The organism is Lactobacillus amylolyticus, from assembly GCF_003999355.1.
Taxonomy (GTDB): Bacteria; Bacillota; Bacilli; order Lactobacillales; family Lactobacillaceae; genus Lactobacillus; species Lactobacillus amylolyticus.
In genome coordinates this window covers 265,571-281,146 of the sequence record NZ_CP031835.1, presented here as the reverse complement: position 1 = coordinate 281,146, position 15,576 = coordinate 265,571, and the positions used below count along the sequence as shown (strand labels likewise).

Below are 15,576 nucleotides of genomic sequence, written 5' to 3'. Positions count from 1 at the left end.
TCCTATTTTTTAACCTTGACGTTGCTTGTGTTTTGGATTTGCAGGGCAAATAACCATAACACGGCCATGTCTCTTAATAACTTTACAATGTTCACACATTGGTTTAACAGATGGTCTAACCTTCATGTTTACCTCCGTTATTACTTAATAAACCGATACGTAATTCTACCTTTTGTTAAATCATATGGAGAAAGCTCAACAGTCACACGGTCTCCAGGCAAAATGCGAATATAGTGCATTCTAATCTTGCCTGAAACGTGTGCTAAAATAGTTGCTCCATTTTCCAATTCAACTTTAAACATAGCATTAGGTAAGGTATCAACTACCTTACCTTCTACTTCAATGACACCATCTTTTGCCAAAGTTGTTCCTCCGCAATTAAACAGTCATACTTTGAAATTATAACACGGAATTCTAAATATACAAGCTTTGTCTTACTTGTTGTTACTTAAGACCGCATCGATATCTTCAAATACTTTATCTGGAGTTTGCTTTCCGTTAATTACAGTCAACAAACCTTTTTCTTGATAAAAGTCTTTTAATGGTGCATTCATCTTTTCGTTAACTTCAAGACGATTCTTAACAACTTCTGGTTTGTCATCTTCACGTTGATAAAATTCATGACTACCACAACGATCACATGTACCTTCAACCTTAGGCATCTTTGAGATCTTATTATAAGTAGCTCCACAATTTTTACACATAAAGCGTGCTGATAAACGTTTTACTAAAGTATCTTCATCAACATCTAATGCAATAACATTAGTTAATGGTTTATTTAAACGTTTAGTGATACCATCAAGCATTTCTGCTTGTTCAATAGTTCTTGGAAAACCGTCTAAGATATAACCTTCTTTAATATCTGGTTGACTTAAACGTTCCTCAACTAATTTAGCAGTAACTTCGTCAGGTACTAAATTACCTTTGTCGATATAGCTCTTAGCTTCAAGGCCAACTTTTGTTTTGTTAGCCATAGCTTCCCTAAACATATCCCCAGTTGAGATATGAGTTAAGTGATATTTATCAACAATTTGTTCTGATGCTGTACCTTTACCAGCACCTGGCAAACCTAAAAGAATTAAGTTAATCATATTTCCGTCCTATCTGATGAATCCGACATATTCTCTTTTCATTAACAAACCGTTAATTTGACGAGATAATTCTAAGACAACCCCAATTACAATTAACAAACTAGTTCCGCCTAAACCAATAGAACTTGGTAAGCCCCAGAAGTTAGTTGCTAATTGTGGTATAAGTGCTACTAAACCTAAGAAAATTGAACCAACTGTGGATAATCTCATTAAAAGTTTAGAAACATAATCTTGTGTATCTTTACCAGGCCATACACTTGGGATGTAAGCCCCTTGTTTTTGTAAGTTTTCTGCTAGCTTTTCAGGATTTACCTGAACAAAAGCATAGAAGAATGTAAATAGAATAATCAAAATCGTGTAAATGATAACACCTGGAGTAGTTTGTAAACTGAAAATGTTAGTCAACACTTGATACCATTGCTGGTCACCTTGACTTTTTTGAAAGGCCATTAAAACAGTTGCCGGTGTAATAATAAATGAACTGGCAAAGATAACTGGAATAACTCCAGAAACGTTAACCTTCAATGGTAGAAAACTTTCAGATCCACTGATTGTCGCTCTTCTTGTGTATTGAATAGGAATACGACGATCAGCTTGTTCAACCCAGGTAACAAGTTGCGTTACGATAAGGATTGCAACGATAACCCCGATGAAGAACAAAATACCTTGCCAACGATCACTAGCACTATTATTAACGATTTCTTCATTATATATTTGCCACATTCCTGATGGAAGTCTTGCTATAATACCAGCAAAAATAATTACTGAAATACCATTTCCTAAACCTTTGTCAGTAATTTCATCACCAAGCCAATTTAGAAGCATCGTTCCACCAGTCATGATAATGGCAATTTCTAAATAAGTTTGCCAAGTTTGATTCTTGACTAAACCCATTTGTGTCAAGGCGTTAAAACCTAACGTAATACCAAGACTTTGAACAAAGGCAACTACCAATGTTAAATATCTGGTAACCTGATTAGTTTTACGTCTACCTACTTCACCTTGCTTCCCCCATTCAACTAAAGTTGGCACAATATCCATTTGAAGCAATTGGATAACAATTTGTGCCGTAATGTAAGGAGAAACACCGAGTGAAAATATTGAATAATTATCAAGTCCACCACCGGAAACAGTATCCAGCATTGGAACCAAACCAGTTTGTGCAACCTGAGTGATCGCTTTTGCATTAACACCTGGAACGGCAATGTTAGCACCGATCCGATAAAGCAAAAGAATAAAGAGAGTAAACCAAATTTTGTTTCTGATTTCTTTATCCTTAAAGGCGTTCTTCAAGGTTGAAAACATTAGATCACCTCAACAGTTCCGCCAGCAGCTTCAACTGCCTTCTTAGCAGCTGCGGAAACCTTGTTAACCTTTACAGTTAATTTAACTTTTAATTCACCGTTACCAAGTAACTTAACACCTGAAAGTTCTTTCTTTACAAGACCATTTTCTTTCAAACTTTCAACAGTTACTTCGCTACCATCTTTAAACTTGTTTAAGTCATCTAAATTAATAATTGCGTATTCTTTACAGTTGATTTTCTTGAAACCACGCTTAGGCATAGTTCTGAACAATGGCATTTGACCACCTTCAAAACCTAAACGAGTATGACCGCCTTGACGAGCCAATTGACCTTTTTGACCACGACCAGAAGTCTTACCGTAACCACTTGAAGTACCACGACCTACACGTTTTCTTGCACGACGTGAGCCTTCTGCTGAATGTAATTCATGAAGCTTCATTTATTTGGCACCTCCTTGATTCTTTATTTATTAATCTCTTCAACAGAGATTAAGTGAGCAATTTTCAATAATGCACCACGAGTAGCAGCGTTGTTTGGAAGAACAACAGTACTGTTTACGCGACCTAAACCAAGAGCCTTAACGACTTTCTTTTGACTAGGAATGCGGTGCGCAACACTTCTAATTAAAGTAACTTTTAAATCAGTCATCTATTAACCTCTCCCTAATCTTCGTTCTTGATTTGGCGAAGTTTTTCAACTTCTTCACTAGTTCTAAGTTTCTTCAAGCCATCAATAGTTGCACGAACAACATTGATTGGAGTGTTTGAACCCAAAGATTTTGAAGTAACATCAGCGATACCAGCCATATCCATAACGATACGTACGGCACCACCGGCAGCTACTCCGGAACCAGCTTCGGCAGGCTTCAATAAAATGTTACCTGAACCATAGTGACCAATTACCTCGTGAGGAATAGTAGTACCAACCTTAGATACATTGATCATTTTCTTCTTGCCGTCTTCTACAGCCTTACGGATTGCTTCTGGGACTTCTTGAGCCTTACCAGTACCGAAACCTACACGGCCTTTCTTGTCACCAACGACAACAAGGGCAGCAAATCTCATTCTACGTCCACCTTTTACAACCTTAGTAATACGGTTGACAGCGACTAATTGATCTTCGATATCGTCCTTGTTTCTGCGATTGTTACGAGAATCGTTGCGGTTTGCCATGTGTTAATTCTCCTTCCTAGAAATCTAATCCGTTTTCACGAGCGGCGTCTGCCAATGCTGAAATACGGCCGTGGTATAAGTAACCACTTCTATCAAATACGACATTTGTAATATTCTTAGCTTTTGCTGCTTCGGCAATAGCCTTACCAACAGCTGCAGCTTGTTCTACTTTGCTTGAATCTGCGGAAACAGACTTGTCCAAAGTTGAGGCACTTGCTAGCGTGACACCCGCTACGTCATCAATTAATTGAGCGTAGATGTTTTTGTTTGAACGAAAGATACTTAAGCGTGGGCGCTCAGCAGTACCAGAAATCTTTCCACGAATACGTTTATGACGCTTTAAGCGTAACTTGTTTTTATCTGGTTTAGAAATCACAATTTCACCTCAAAATAACTACTTATTACTTACCAGTCTTACCTTCCTTGCGACGTACGTATTCATCAGTGTAACGAATACCTTTGCCCTTATAAGGTTCAGGTGGACGTACGGCACGGACTTCAGCTGCAAATTGACCAACGTTTTCCTTTGAAATACCCTCAATTTCAACGTCAGTTGCTGAAGGAGTCTTAACATTAACGCCTTCTGGAGCAGTTAAAACAACTGGATGTGAGTAACCAACATTTAAAGTAATCTTGTTGCCTTGTGCTTGTGCACGGTAACCAACACCGATTAACTTCAATGTCTTCTTGTAACCATCAACAACACCTTTGATCATTGAGGCTAAGTTTGCTCTTTCAGTACCGTGAAGAGCTTTGTCGTTTTCATTTGAACGACTAAAGTTGATTTCACCGTCTTTTTGTTCAAACTTAATCTTTGGATCAAAGTATCTGGTTAATTCACCCTTAGGTCCCTTAACAGTAATATTGTTGCCTTCTTTGGTAACAGTGACACCGTCGGGTACTTTAATAGTCTTTAAACCAATACGGCTCATTGAATTTTCTCCTTTCTGTCAGAATTACCAAACGTAAGCGATAACTTCGCCGCCAACGCCCTTTTGTCTAGCTTCTTTATCGGTAATAACACCTGCAGAAGTAGAAACGATGGCAATACCTAAACCATTAAGAACCTTAGGTAATTCTTCAGCACCAACATAGTTTCTAAGACCTGGCTTAGAAATACGCTTCAAGCCTGAAATTACGCGTTCACCGTTTGGACCATACTTCAAGAAAATCTTGATAACGCCTTGCTTGTTGTCATCAGTTACTTCGTAATCACGAATGAAACCTTCGCGCTTCAAAATTTCCGAAATTGACTTTTTAATGTTTGATGCAGGAATTTCAACTGAATCGTGCTTTGCCATGTTGGCATTTCTGATTCTAGTCAAGTAATCTGCGATCGGATCTGTCATGACCATTTATGCTATCCTCCTAACCGTATACTACCAACTAGCCTTTTTAAGACCAGGAATTTGACCTTTGTGTGCTAATTCCTTTAAGCAAATACGGCATAAACCGAACTTGCGGTATACGGAATGTGGACGACCACATCTCTCACAACGTGTGTATTCACGTGTAGAGAACTTAGCAGGACGATGATTTCTGATTTTTTGTGATGTTTTAGCCATTAATGTCCTCCATTACTTTGTAAAAGGCATACCAAATTGACCTAAAAGTTCACGAGCTTCTTCATCAGTGTTGGCAGTAGTAACAATAACAATGTCTAAACCTCTAGTACGATTTACCTTATCGAAATCGATTTCTGGGAAGATCAATTGTTCTTTAATACCCAAAGTGTAGTTACCACGACCGTCGAATGAACGAGCTGAAACACCGCGGAAGTCACGAACACGTGGAAGAGAAACATTGATCAACTTGTATAAGAAATCGTACATTCTATCGCCTCTAAGAGTAACCTTAGCACCGATAGACATACCTTCACGCAAACGGAAGTTGGCGATTGATTTCTTGGCTTTGGTGATCAATGGCTTTTGGCCAGAAATTAATGTTAATTCTTCAACAGCTTCATCCAAATTCTTTGCGTTTGAAACTGCGTCACCAACACCCATGTTTAAAACGATCTTTTCGATCTTTGGTACTTGCATAACTGACTTGTAATTAAACTTGTCTTCTAATGCAGGCATAACTTTTTCCTTGTATTCTTGTGCTAAATAACTTGCCATTTGTGTCCTCCCTTCTACTTCTTATCTGCCTTAGAAATAACCTTAACGTTTGATGCGTGAATTGAACCTTCTGATTCAACTACACCACCGTTAGCGTTATTTTGTGAAGGCTTTTGGTGTTTCTTAATCTTGTTAACGCCCTTAACAACTACACGGTTCTTCTTAACGTTAACAGAAAGAACAGTACCTTCTTTACCTTTATCTTTTCCGGCAATAACTTTTACCTTGTCACCAGTTTTAACAAACATCAGTGCACCTCACTAACAATTATAAGACTTCAGGAGCAAGTGAGACGATCTTCATAAAGTCGTCTTCACGTAACTCACGTGCAACTGGCCCAAAGATACGAGTACCACGTGGGCTCTTATCTGCATTAATAATTACGGCTGCATTTTCGTCGAACTTGATGTATGAACCATCTACACGACGTGCGCCTGACTTTGTTCTAACAATGACTGCTTTTACGACGTCACCCTTTTTGACAACGCCACCTGGTGTTGCTTGTTTAACAGCAGCTACAACGATGTCACCAATATTACCAGTCTTACGCTTTGAACCACCTAAGACTCTGATGACTAAAAGTTCTCTGGCACCAGAGTTATCAGCAACCTTTAAACGAGATTCGTTTTGAATCACTGTGAAATCCTCCCTTCAGTAAATCCGTAAAAATTAAACAGATTTCTTAACAATCTTAACTAAACGGAAGCGCTTTGTGCGAGATAATGGACGGGTTTCCATGATACGAACAGTATCTCCAACTTTAGCTTCATTATTTTCGTCTTGTGCGTAAAACTTCTTTGAATACTTAAAACGCTTTTTATAAACTGGGTGATTCTTGTAAGTGTCAACAACTACAGTAATAGTTTTGTCCATCTTATCAGAAACAACGCGTCCTTGGTATACGTGACGATGATTTCTTTCGTTTGCTTCGCTCAAGTTAATAGCTCCCTTCCATTAATTTTGTTCTAATGCTTTTTCGCTAAGAATAGTCTTAATTCTAGCGATGTTTTTACGGACTTTGCTCAAGCGAGCGGTATTTTCTAATTGACCCGTTGCTTGTTGGAAACGCAAGTTAAAGAGTTCTTCTTTATATTGCTTTTCCTTTTCTAACATTTGCTCAGTGGTTAATGATCTGATATCTTTAGCCTTCATTAGAATTGCCACCTACTTCCGAACCCTTAGTCACAAACTTAGTTTTGATTGGTAACTTAGTAGAAGCAAGTCTCAAAGCTTCACGAGCTACTTCTTCTGATACGCCACCAATTTCAAATAAAATCTTTTCTCTCTTTACTACAGCTACCCAACCTGCTGGTGCACCTTTACCAGAACCCATACGTACACCGACACCTTTAGCAGTGTATGACTTTTGAGGGAAAATTCTAATCCAAACTTTACCGCCACGCTTCATGTAACGTGTCATAGCAACACGGGCAGCTTCGATTTGACGGTTAGTAATCCAGTGAGATTCAAGGGCTACCAAACCATATTCACCAAAGGCAATGTACTTACCACCTTTAGCAGCACCACGCATCTTACCACGGAATTCACGACGGTGTTTTACTCGCTTAGGTACTAATGGCATTACTTGTTTCCTCCCTTCGCTGGCTTAGATGACTTGTTCTTACGAGTTGGTAAGATTTCGCCACGATTAATCCAAACTTGGACACCAATTTCACCGTAAGTAGTGAAGGCGTTAACCCAAGCATAATCAATATCAGCTCTTAATGTTTGTAATGGAACACGGCCTTCAGTATGCCATTCTCTTCTAGCCATGTCAGCACCATTCAAACGACCAGAAATTTGAATTCTGGTACCCTTAGCACCAGCACGCATAGTTCTTTGTGAAGCTTGACGCATAGCACGTCTGAATGCAACACGAGCTTCCAATTGACGGGCAATACTGTCTGCTACTAATTCAGCATCAAGATCTGGCTTCTTAATTTCAACAATGTTGATGTGTACTTGTTTGCTAGTTAAAGCATTTAATTCTTTTCTTAAAGCTTCAACTTCAGAACCACCTTTACCAATTACCATACCTGGTTTTGAAGTGTGGATTGAAATATTGATTCTGTTAGCTGCACGTTCAATTTCAACAGTAGAAACAGAGGAATCCTTCAATTTGTCTGAAATATATTTTCTAATACGAAGGTCTTCGTTTAAAGTTTCTTTGTATCCTCTGTCAGCATACCATTTTGATTCCCAATCACGGATGACGCCGAGACGAAAACCATTTGGGTTAATCTTTTGACCCATTAATATACCTCCCTTAATCGTTCTTTTCTGAAACTACAACAACTACGTGACTAGTTCTCTTGTTAATTGGAGAAGCCATACCCTTAGCACGTGGACGGAATCTCTTCAAAGTTGCGCCTTCGTTTACGTAAGCTTCTGATACGTAAAGGTTAGCACTTTCAAGATCGTAGTTGTGTTCTGCATTAGCAATAGCTGAACGTAAAACTTTTTCAACGATTGGGGAAGCAGCTCTAGGCGTAAATTCCAAGATTGCTAATGCTTCAGCAACGCTCTTACCACGAATTAAGTCAATAACCAAACGTGCTTTTCTTGGAGCGATGCGAACAGTTCTTGCTTCAGCCTTAGCTGAACTAATTTGTTCTGCCATTTAGATGTTTCTCCTTCCTCTAAGCTTGTGCTGTGGCCTTGTCATCGGCGATCTTGTGTCCATGGAAAGTTCTTGTTGGAACAAATTCACCTAATTTATGACCAACCATGTCTTCAGTAATATAAACTGGAACATGTTTTCTACCATCGTAAACAGCTATAGTCAAACCTACAAAGGAAGGGAAAATAGTTGAACGACGTGACCAAGTCTTAATAACTTGCTTCTTATCAGCATTTTGTTGTGCATCAACTTTCTTTAATAATGATGCGTCAGCAAAAGGACCTTTTTTAATACTACGGCTCATTAATTAACCCTCCTTCTATTACTTGCTACCTTTACGGTGACGAATAATTAACTTCTCGCTAGCCTTCTTGGTGTTTCTAGTCTTGATACCACGAGCCTTCTTGCCCCATGGAGTCATAGGTTGTGGACGACCAACAGGAGCCTTACCTTCACCACCACCATGTGGGTGATCGTTAGGGTTCATTACGGAACCACGTGATTGTGGACGCTTGCCTAACCAACGCTTACGACCAGCTTTACCTAATTGAATTAATGAGTGCTGTTCGTTACCAACTACACCAATAGTTGCACGACATTCAGATAAGATCTTGCGAACTTCACCACTTTGTAATCTAACCAAAGTGTAAGAGCCATCAAAACCTAATACTTGAGCAGAAGCACCGGCACTTCTTACAAGTTGACCACCCTTACCTGGTCTTAATTCAATGTTGTGAATGTTTGTACCAGTAGGAATGTTCTTAAGTGCTAAAGCGTTACCTGGCTTGATATCTACTTCTTCACCAGATTTAACAATATCGCCAACCTTTAAGCCTTTAGGAGCTAAAATGTAAGCTTTAATACCGTCAGTGTAATGAAGCAAAGCAATGTTAGCAGTTCTGTTTGGATCATATTCGATAGCCTTTACAACTGCCTTTGCGTTGTCCTTGTTACGCTTAAAGTCGATGATACGGTATTTTTGTTTGTGACCACCACCACGGTGTCTTACAGTGATGCGACCATATGAGTTACGACCTGCAGTATGTGATTGTGATTCAAGTAAAGTCTTTTCAGGCTTTGTCTTGGTAATCTCAGCAAAGTCGGAAGAAGTCATATGACGACGACCATTAGTGGTTGGCTTGTAAATCTTAATAGCCAATTGACTGACCTCCTATTACTTGTCTTCTTTGTTTTCGTCTTGGAAAACTTTAATGTCATTTGAATCGTCAGTTAAAGTAACGATTGCCTTTCTACGACGAGCTGTCTTACCGAAGTAACGACCAACTCGCTTGTCTTTGCCGCGAACGTTCATAATGTTTACGCTCTTAACTTTGACATCAAAGATTTCTTCAACAGCGTTACGAACTTGAGTTTTGGTTGCAGTTAAAAGCACGTCGAAAGTGTACTTCTTATCATCCATTAAGTTCGTTGACTTTTCAGTAATGACAGGTCTTAAAATGATATCACGTGCGTTCATTAAGCCAAAACCTCCTCAATCTTCTTTACAGCATCTTGAGTCAAGATTAACTTGTCGTAGTTAACAGCATCTTCAACATTTAAGCCATTAACTGGAACAACCTTAACCTTTGGCAAGTTTTTAGCAGAAAGTTGTACGTTCTTGTCGTCAGAAACAACTAATACCTTACTTTCTACCTTTAAGCTGTCTAAAATTGACACAAATTCTTTAGTCTTAGGTGCTGACATAGTCAACTTATCTAAAACGATCAAATTCTTATCAATCAACTTTTGGGAAAGAACTGACTTGATAGCCAAACGACGTTGTTTTCTTGGCATTGAATATGCGTAAGAACGTGGAGTAGGGCCAAATACCGTACCACCACCGCGCCATTGTGGAGCTCTGATAGAACCTTGACGAGCACGACCAGTGCCCTTTTGTCTCCAAGGCTTCTTACCACCGCCGCGAACAGCAGATCTATTCTTAACCTTTGAAGTACCTTGACGTTGACCAGCTCTTTGTCTGATGATTGCTTCAAAGACTACGCTTTCGTTAGGTTCGATACCAAAAACTTTATCGTTTAAGGTAACTTCACCAGAGTCTTTACCGTTTTGATCGATAACTTTTAAATTAGCCATTCTAGTCCTCCTTCCTACTTAGCAGCGTCTGTAACTTTAGATGCAGTCTTAACTACGATTAATGAATTCTTAGCACCAGGTACGTTGCCTTTGATCATTAATACGTTCTTGTCTGCAACAACTTTTTCGATTACTAAATTTTCAATGGTAACTTTCTTAACGCCCATGTGACCTGGCAAGTGCTTGCCCTTTGGTACACGGTTAATGATTGAACCCATTGAACCAGGAATTCTGTGGTATCTTGATCCGTGAGTTTCTGGACCTCTGGATTGACCCCAACGCTTAATGTTACCTTGGTATCCATGACCTCTTGTAGTACCAGTAACGTCTACGACGTCACCTTCCTTGAATGTATCCACAGTAACTTCTGAGCCGACTTCATAGTTCTTAAGCTCAACACCGCGGATTTCCCGAATGAAGCGCTTAGGTGAAGTCTTTGCCTTTGCAGCATGACCTTTTTCTGGTTTGTTGCTCAAAACTTCACGCTTGTCTTGGTAACCTAATTGAACAGCATCGTAACCGTCTGATTCAACAGTCTTAACTTGCATAACAACGTTAGGAGTTGCTTCAACAACAGTTACTGGAACTAAGGCACCATCTTTAGTGAAGATTTGAGTCATACCAACTTTTCTTCCTAAGATTCCTTTGGTCATGATTACACCTCTTTCTATGTAAATTATAATTTGATTTCGATGTCTACGCCGCTTGGAAGATCAAGCTTCATTAATGAATCAACAGTCTTTGGTGTTGGATTCAAAATATCGATTAAACGTTTGTGAGTGCGCATTTCGAATTGTTCACGTGAATCCTTGTTCTTGTGTGGTGAACGAAGAACAGTGAACAAAGTTCTTTCAGTTGGAAGAGGAACTGGGCCTGAGATTTCTGCACCAGTTCTCTTTGCGCTAGCTACAATCTTAGCAGCTGATTCATCGAGAATACCATGTTCGTAAGACTTAAGTCTAATACGAATTGTTTGACTTGCCATTTAAATTACCTCCTTAACGTCTTCTTTAAAAGATGACTAGCTCGGCAAAAATTCCCTGCACACCACTGTGGCAATGCAGCCTGGCGTGCCGCAACCTTTTGCGTCAACGCTTTACAACAATTTTGAGCATCAGAGCATAATAAGCCCTTAAATGCACAACGACTATTTTACTTGGTATGGCCTTAAATATCAAGGGTTTCACCGATGTTTCTCAATATTTTTTACAAAAAAAGAGCTATCCAAAACTGGATAACTCTTTTTTCTAAAATTATTAAAAATTATTTAGCATCTCCGCCGCGCTTTTTAATAATTTCTTCTTGAATTGACTTTGGACATGGTGAGTAGTGATCAAATACCATAGTGAAAGTACCACGACCTTGAGTTAATGAACGCAAAGTAGTTGCGTAACCAAACATTTCAGAAAGTGGAACCATAGCATTCAATACCTTAGCGCCTGAACGGTCGTCCATACCATCCATCGTACCACGACGAGCGGTAATTGAACCCATTACATCACCTAAGTATTCTTCTGGTGTAATGACTTGAACCTTCATAATTGGTTCAAGAATTACGGCACCAGCCTTAGGAGCAGCATTCTTCAATGCAAGAGAAGCAGCAACCTTGAAGGCAGCTTCTGATGAGTCGACTTCGTGGTAACTACCATCGTAAAGCTTAGCCTTAATGTCAATTAATGGGTAACCTGCAAGAACACCATTCTTCATAGCTTCTTGTAAACCTTGGTCAACTGCAGGGATAAATTCACGAGGAACAACACCACCAACAATGGCATCTTCGAATTCGTATCCTTTACCTTCTTCATTAGGAATAAAGTCAATCCAAACGTCACCGTATTGACCTTTACCACCAGATTGACGAACGAACTTACCTTGAGCCTTAGCTTCCTTGGTGAAGGTTTCACGGTAAGCTACTTGTGGTTCACCGATTTCAGCTTCAACGTGGAATTCACGCTTCATACGTTCAACCATGATTTGAAGGTGAAGTTCACCCATACCAGCGATCAAAGTTTGACCAGTTTCTGGGTTAGTTTCAGCCTTAAAGGTTGGGTCTTCTTCAGTAAGCTTTTGCAAAGCAACATCCAACTTATCACGGTCAGCCTTTGACTTAGGTTCAATTGAAACTTGGATAACTGGATCTGGAACTTGCAAACTTTCCAAAATAAGTGGACGATCTGGATCAGTTAAAGAGTCACCAGTAGTGGTGTTCTTCAAACCGATAGCACCGGCAATATCACCTGAGAATACTTCTGGAATTTCCTTACGTTCGTTAGCGTGCATTTGAAGCAAACGACCTACACGTTCACGAGTATCCTTAGAAGCATTCAATACGTAAGAACCTGATTGAAGTGAACCAGTGTAAACACGGATGAAAGTTAAACGTCCAACGAATGGGTCTGAAGCAATCTTAAATGCTAAAGCAGCAAATGGTTCGCTATCGTTAGCCTTAAGTTCAACTTCTTTACCGGTCTTAGGATCATGAGCAACATAAGGCTTAACGTCTAATGGTGATGGCAAGTAATCTACAACACCATCAAGCATCATTTGAACACCCTTGTTCTTGAAGGCTGAACCAGCAAATACTGGGAAGAACTTCAAGTCAATGGTTGCTTTACGGATAGCTGCCTTAATTTCATCGCTTGAAATTTCGTCACCGTTTAAGTATTTTTCCATGATGCCATCGTCAACATCAGCAACAGCTTCAATTAACTTTTCACGACGAGCTTGTGCTTCTTCCTTGTATTCATCAGGAACTGGAACAGTATCCCACTTTGAACCAAGCTTGTCTTCGTCGTAGATATCAGCAACCATGTTGATTAAGTCGATAACACCTTCAAAAGTTTCAGCAGAACCAATTGGCATTTGAACAGCATGTGCATTTGCGTTTAAACGTTCATGCAAAGATTCAACTGACTTATCAAAGTCAGCACCGATCTTATCCATCTTGTTAACAAAAACAATACGAGGAACACCGTAAGTTTCAGCTTGACGCCATACGTTTTCAGTCTGTGGTTCAACACCGGCCTGGGCATCCAAAACAGTTACGGCACCATCCAAAACACGAAGTGAACGTTCTACTTCGATAGTGAAGTCAACGTGCCCTGGGGTATCGATAATGTTAATTCTGTGGCCTTTCCATTGAGCAGTAGTGGCTGCTGATGTAATAGTAATACCACGTTCCTTTTCTTCATCCATCCAGTCCATTTGTGAATCACCTTCGTGAGTTTCACCAATTTTGTGGATCTTACCAGTGTAGTAAAGGATACGTTCAGTAGTGGTAGTCTTACCCGCATCGATGTGGGCCATGATACCAATATTACGTGTCTTTTCTAATGGAAATTCACGCTTGTTAGCCATAAATATTTTCTCTCCTTAAAATAAAACGAATGAGCAGATTAGAAGCGGTAGTGTGCAAATGCACGGTTGGCTTCAGCCATACGGTGAACGTCTTCACGCTTCTTAACAGCTGAACCAGTGTTATTAGAAGCATCAATAATTTCGTTAGCTAAACATTCATCCATAGTGTGTTCGTTACGTAAGCGAGCGTATGAAACAAGCCATCTTAAGCCCAAAGTAGTTCTTCTTTCTGGACGAACTTCAACTGGGATTTGATAGTTGGAACCACCGATACGACGAGCTCTAACTTCCAAAACTGGCATAACATTATTCATTGCTTCTTCAAAGACATCAAGTGGTTCCTTACCAGTCTTATCCTTAACAATATTGAAAGCATCGTAAAGGATTGATGATGCCTTAGCTCTCTTACCATCAACCATTAAGTGGTTAATTAACTTAGTAACAAGTTTTGAGTTGTAAACTGGATCTGCTAAAACGTCTTTTTTAGTTACGTGACCTTTTCTAGGCATTATTTAAACCCTCCCTTTAATCTTTCTTAGTACCGTACTTAGAACGACTTTGCTTTCTGCCATCAACACCAGCAGTATCAAGGGCACCACGAACAATATGGTAACGAACACCAGGAAGGTCCTTTACACGACCACCACGGATTAATACAACTGAGTGTTCTTGCAAGTTGTGGCCTTCACCTGGAATGTAAGCAGTAACTTCAATCAAGTTTGAAAGACGTACACGAGCATACTTACGCAAAGCTGAGTTAGGTTTCTTAGGTGTCATAGTACCAACACGAGTTGCAACACCACGCATTTGTGGAGCTGGGTTGAATACTAATTTCTTCTTCATACTGTTGTAACCGTAGTTCAAAGCTGGTGACTTTGACTTAGTCGTCTTTGAATGACGGCCTTTTCTTACCAATTGGTTAATGGTTGGCATTAAAATTTCCTCCTAAAATAATATTTTTTGTTCACACATCCGGGAGTTTCTTTTTTGGCTCACGGAAAATCTGTTCAAAACATACAAACAATATTGTACTACCTTTTAAACAGAAAGCAAACTATTTCGGTAAATTATCTTTATTTTACGTATTTAATAATTGGAGGGATTTTATGCTAATTAATTATTTTGTTAATTTTTTTATTGGAAGCTGTTTAGCTTCACATGCATGTGTCATCTACGATCGTTTTGACCAAGGCAATTTTTTATGGGGACATTCGCATTGCGACTTTTGCTTACAACCCTTGGCACTGACTGATGAGTTGCCAATAATCTCATTTTTAATCCTTAAAGGAAAATGTCGTTTTTGTCATGAAAAAATTTCTTGGACACTTCTTCTGTTTGAAATTTTAGGTGGTTGTGCCTTTCTTCCAATTGATTTTTCTAATATTAAAAGCTTTTCGACAGGAATCTTTATCTTTTTTGTCCTATTAATTGCCATTTTTGATTTTAACGATAAAGAATTCCCTACAATTTTTTTGTTACCACTTTTTATTGTTACTTTAACCAAGGCTAACTTTTGGCATTACTTTAACCTTCTTCAATTTTTACCAATTGCTAGCCTATTAATCCTCTACGTTTATAAGAAAAAGCTAGGCAGCGGTGACCTTTACCTTTATCTATCAATTGCCTCCTTCTTTAATCCGCAATTTGCTAATGAAGTTTTTCTAATTGCATCCATTCTTGTTATTCTTTCTTATTTATTTGAAAAACATCAGAGCTACTCATCTAGTTTTGCATTTATTCCTTATATTTTTACGGCCTTAATAATTAAAAATTTTTAGACAAAAAAGCTTCCATCATCTTTCATGATGGAAGCTTT

29 protein-coding genes are annotated in these 15,576 nt (G+C 39.1%); 1 reads left to right on the top strand and 28 read right to left on the bottom strand.

Features of this window, described 5'->3' with window-relative positions; genetic code table 11:
- Positions 1-9 precede the first annotated feature (9 nt).
- The 28 genes from rpmJ to rpsL form a co-directional block, all read right to left on the bottom strand.
- Complete coding sequence (gene rpmJ, locus D0Z64_RS01435; RefSeq protein WP_002878160.1) at positions 10-126, bottom strand: 50S ribosomal protein L36; 117 nt, start codon at positions 124-126, stop codon at positions 10-12.
- Between the two features lie 14 nt (positions 127-140).
- Entirely contained in the window at positions 141-362 is a 222-nt protein-coding gene (gene infA, locus D0Z64_RS01430) for a translation initiation factor IF-1 (protein WP_006351911.1), read from the bottom strand.
- 72 nt (positions 363-434) lie between these two features.
- Positions 435-1,091, bottom strand: a complete 657-nt coding sequence (locus D0Z64_RS01425; RefSeq protein WP_006351912.1) for an adenylate kinase — start codon at positions 1,089-1,091, stop codon at positions 435-437.
- Positions 1,092-1,100: 9 nt separating this feature from the next.
- Positions 1,101-2,396, bottom strand: coding sequence for a preprotein translocase subunit SecY (gene secY, locus D0Z64_RS01420; protein ID WP_006351913.1), 1,296 nt, complete (start codon positions 2,394-2,396; stop codon positions 1,101-1,103).
- Complete coding sequence (gene rplO, locus D0Z64_RS01415) at positions 2,396-2,836, bottom strand: 50S ribosomal protein L15 (RefSeq protein ID WP_080881144.1); 441 nt, start codon at positions 2,834-2,836, stop codon at positions 2,396-2,398. Before rplO ends, secY begins: the two co-directional genes overlap by 1 nt.
- A 23-nt stretch (positions 2,837-2,859) precedes the next feature.
- Entirely contained in the window at positions 2,860-3,045 is a 186-nt protein-coding gene (rpmD, locus tag D0Z64_RS01410) for a 50S ribosomal protein L30 (protein WP_080881143.1), read from the bottom strand.
- A gap of 14 nt (positions 3,046-3,059) precedes the next feature.
- Complete coding sequence (gene rpsE / locus D0Z64_RS01405; protein WP_006351916.1) at positions 3,060-3,569, bottom strand: 30S ribosomal protein S5; 510 nt, start codon at positions 3,567-3,569, stop codon at positions 3,060-3,062.
- Between the two features lie 16 nt (positions 3,570-3,585).
- The gene (rplR, locus tag D0Z64_RS01400) at positions 3,586-3,945 is read right to left on the bottom strand and encodes a 50S ribosomal protein L18 (RefSeq protein WP_006351917.1); all 360 of its coding nucleotides are present in this window, start codon (positions 3,943-3,945) and stop codon (positions 3,586-3,588) included.
- 25 nt (positions 3,946-3,970) lie between these two features.
- Positions 3,971-4,501 (bottom strand): 50S ribosomal protein L6, encoded by a 531-nt coding sequence (gene rplF / locus D0Z64_RS01395; protein WP_006351918.1) that lies wholly within the window; start codon positions 4,499-4,501, stop codon positions 3,971-3,973.
- A gap of 24 nt (positions 4,502-4,525) precedes the next feature.
- Positions 4,526-4,924: a 30S ribosomal protein S8 gene (gene rpsH, locus D0Z64_RS01390; RefSeq protein WP_080881142.1), complete on the bottom strand. Its 399-nt coding sequence runs from the start codon at positions 4,922-4,924 to the stop codon at positions 4,526-4,528.
- A 24-nt stretch (positions 4,925-4,948) separates the two neighbouring features.
- On the bottom strand, positions 4,949-5,134 hold the full coding sequence (locus D0Z64_RS01385; protein WP_006351920.1) for a type Z 30S ribosomal protein S14: 186 nt from the start codon (positions 5,132-5,134) through the stop codon (positions 4,949-4,951).
- Positions 5,135-5,146: 12 nt separating this feature from the next.
- Positions 5,147-5,689 carry a 50S ribosomal protein L5 gene (gene rplE, locus D0Z64_RS01380; protein WP_006351921.1) on the bottom strand — a complete coding sequence of 181 codons (543 nt, stop codon included), beginning with the start codon at positions 5,687-5,689 and terminating at the stop codon, positions 5,147-5,149.
- Positions 5,690-5,703: 14 nt separating this feature from the next.
- Positions 5,704-5,937 (bottom strand): 50S ribosomal protein L24, encoded by a 234-nt coding sequence (rplX, locus tag D0Z64_RS01375; RefSeq protein ID WP_080881141.1) that lies wholly within the window; start codon positions 5,935-5,937, stop codon positions 5,704-5,706.
- A gap of 19 nt (positions 5,938-5,956) precedes the next feature.
- Complete coding sequence (gene rplN, locus D0Z64_RS01370) at positions 5,957-6,325, bottom strand: 50S ribosomal protein L14 (protein WP_006351923.1); 369 nt, start codon at positions 6,323-6,325, stop codon at positions 5,957-5,959.
- 33 nt (positions 6,326-6,358) lie between these two features.
- Positions 6,359-6,625, bottom strand: a complete 267-nt coding sequence (gene rpsQ, locus D0Z64_RS01365; protein ID WP_080881140.1) for a 30S ribosomal protein S17 — start codon at positions 6,623-6,625, stop codon at positions 6,359-6,361.
- An 18-nt stretch (positions 6,626-6,643) separates the two neighbouring features.
- A complete protein-coding gene (gene rpmC, locus D0Z64_RS01360; RefSeq protein ID WP_006351925.1) occupies positions 6,644-6,841 on the bottom strand; it encodes a 50S ribosomal protein L29 in 198 nt (65 codons plus the stop codon).
- Complete coding sequence (gene rplP, locus D0Z64_RS01355; RefSeq protein WP_080881139.1) at positions 6,831-7,271, bottom strand: 50S ribosomal protein L16; 441 nt, start codon at positions 7,269-7,271, stop codon at positions 6,831-6,833. Before rplP ends, rpmC begins: the two co-directional genes overlap by 11 nt.
- Entirely contained in the window at positions 7,271-7,942 is a 672-nt protein-coding gene (gene rpsC, locus D0Z64_RS01350; protein WP_006351927.1) for a 30S ribosomal protein S3, read from the bottom strand. The genes rplP and rpsC overlap by 1 nt, the downstream gene beginning before the upstream one ends.
- 13 nt (positions 7,943-7,955) lie before the next feature.
- Positions 7,956-8,309: a 50S ribosomal protein L22 gene (gene rplV / locus D0Z64_RS01345; protein ID WP_003549029.1), complete on the bottom strand. Its 354-nt coding sequence runs from the start codon at positions 8,307-8,309 to the stop codon at positions 7,956-7,958.
- A gap of 19 nt (positions 8,310-8,328) precedes the next feature.
- Positions 8,329-8,613: a 30S ribosomal protein S19 gene (rpsS, locus tag D0Z64_RS01340; protein ID WP_006351928.1), complete on the bottom strand. Its 285-nt coding sequence runs from the start codon at positions 8,611-8,613 to the stop codon at positions 8,329-8,331.
- Between the two features lie 18 nt (positions 8,614-8,631).
- A complete protein-coding gene (gene rplB, locus D0Z64_RS01335) occupies positions 8,632-9,468 on the bottom strand; it encodes a 50S ribosomal protein L2 (RefSeq protein ID WP_080881138.1) in 837 nt (278 codons plus the stop codon).
- 15 nt (positions 9,469-9,483) lie between these two features.
- Positions 9,484-9,786, bottom strand: a complete 303-nt coding sequence (gene rplW / locus D0Z64_RS01330; protein WP_006351930.1) for a 50S ribosomal protein L23 — start codon at positions 9,784-9,786, stop codon at positions 9,484-9,486.
- Positions 9,786-10,403, bottom strand: coding sequence for a 50S ribosomal protein L4 (gene rplD, locus D0Z64_RS01325; protein ID WP_006351931.1), 618 nt, complete (start codon positions 10,401-10,403; stop codon positions 9,786-9,788). Before rplD ends, rplW begins: the two co-directional genes overlap by 1 nt.
- A 14-nt stretch (positions 10,404-10,417) precedes the next feature.
- The gene (rplC, locus tag D0Z64_RS01320; protein WP_006351932.1) at positions 10,418-11,056 is read right to left on the bottom strand and encodes a 50S ribosomal protein L3; all 639 of its coding nucleotides are present in this window, start codon (positions 11,054-11,056) and stop codon (positions 10,418-10,420) included.
- Between the two features lie 23 nt (positions 11,057-11,079).
- Positions 11,080-11,388 carry a 30S ribosomal protein S10 gene (gene rpsJ / locus D0Z64_RS01315; protein ID WP_006351933.1) on the bottom strand — a complete coding sequence of 103 codons (309 nt, stop codon included), beginning with the start codon at positions 11,386-11,388 and terminating at the stop codon, positions 11,080-11,082.
- A 278-nt stretch (positions 11,389-11,666) separates the two neighbouring features.
- Entirely contained in the window at positions 11,667-13,760 is a 2,094-nt protein-coding gene (gene fusA, locus D0Z64_RS01310; protein ID WP_006351934.1) for an elongation factor G, read from the bottom strand.
- Between the two features lie 38 nt (positions 13,761-13,798).
- Complete coding sequence (gene rpsG, locus D0Z64_RS01305; protein ID WP_080881137.1) at positions 13,799-14,269, bottom strand: 30S ribosomal protein S7; 471 nt, start codon at positions 14,267-14,269, stop codon at positions 13,799-13,801.
- Positions 14,270-14,285: 16 nt separating this feature from the next.
- A complete protein-coding gene (rpsL, locus tag D0Z64_RS01300) occupies positions 14,286-14,693 on the bottom strand; it encodes a 30S ribosomal protein S12 (protein WP_006351936.1) in 408 nt (135 codons plus the stop codon).
- A gap of 173 nt (positions 14,694-14,866) precedes the next feature.
- Between rpsL and D0Z64_RS01295 the strand changes: the two genes are divergently transcribed.
- Positions 14,867-15,538, top strand: a complete 672-nt coding sequence (locus D0Z64_RS01295; RefSeq protein WP_080881136.1) for a prepilin peptidase — start codon at positions 14,867-14,869, stop codon at positions 15,536-15,538.
- The last annotated feature ends 38 nt before the right edge of the window (positions 15,539-15,576 follow it).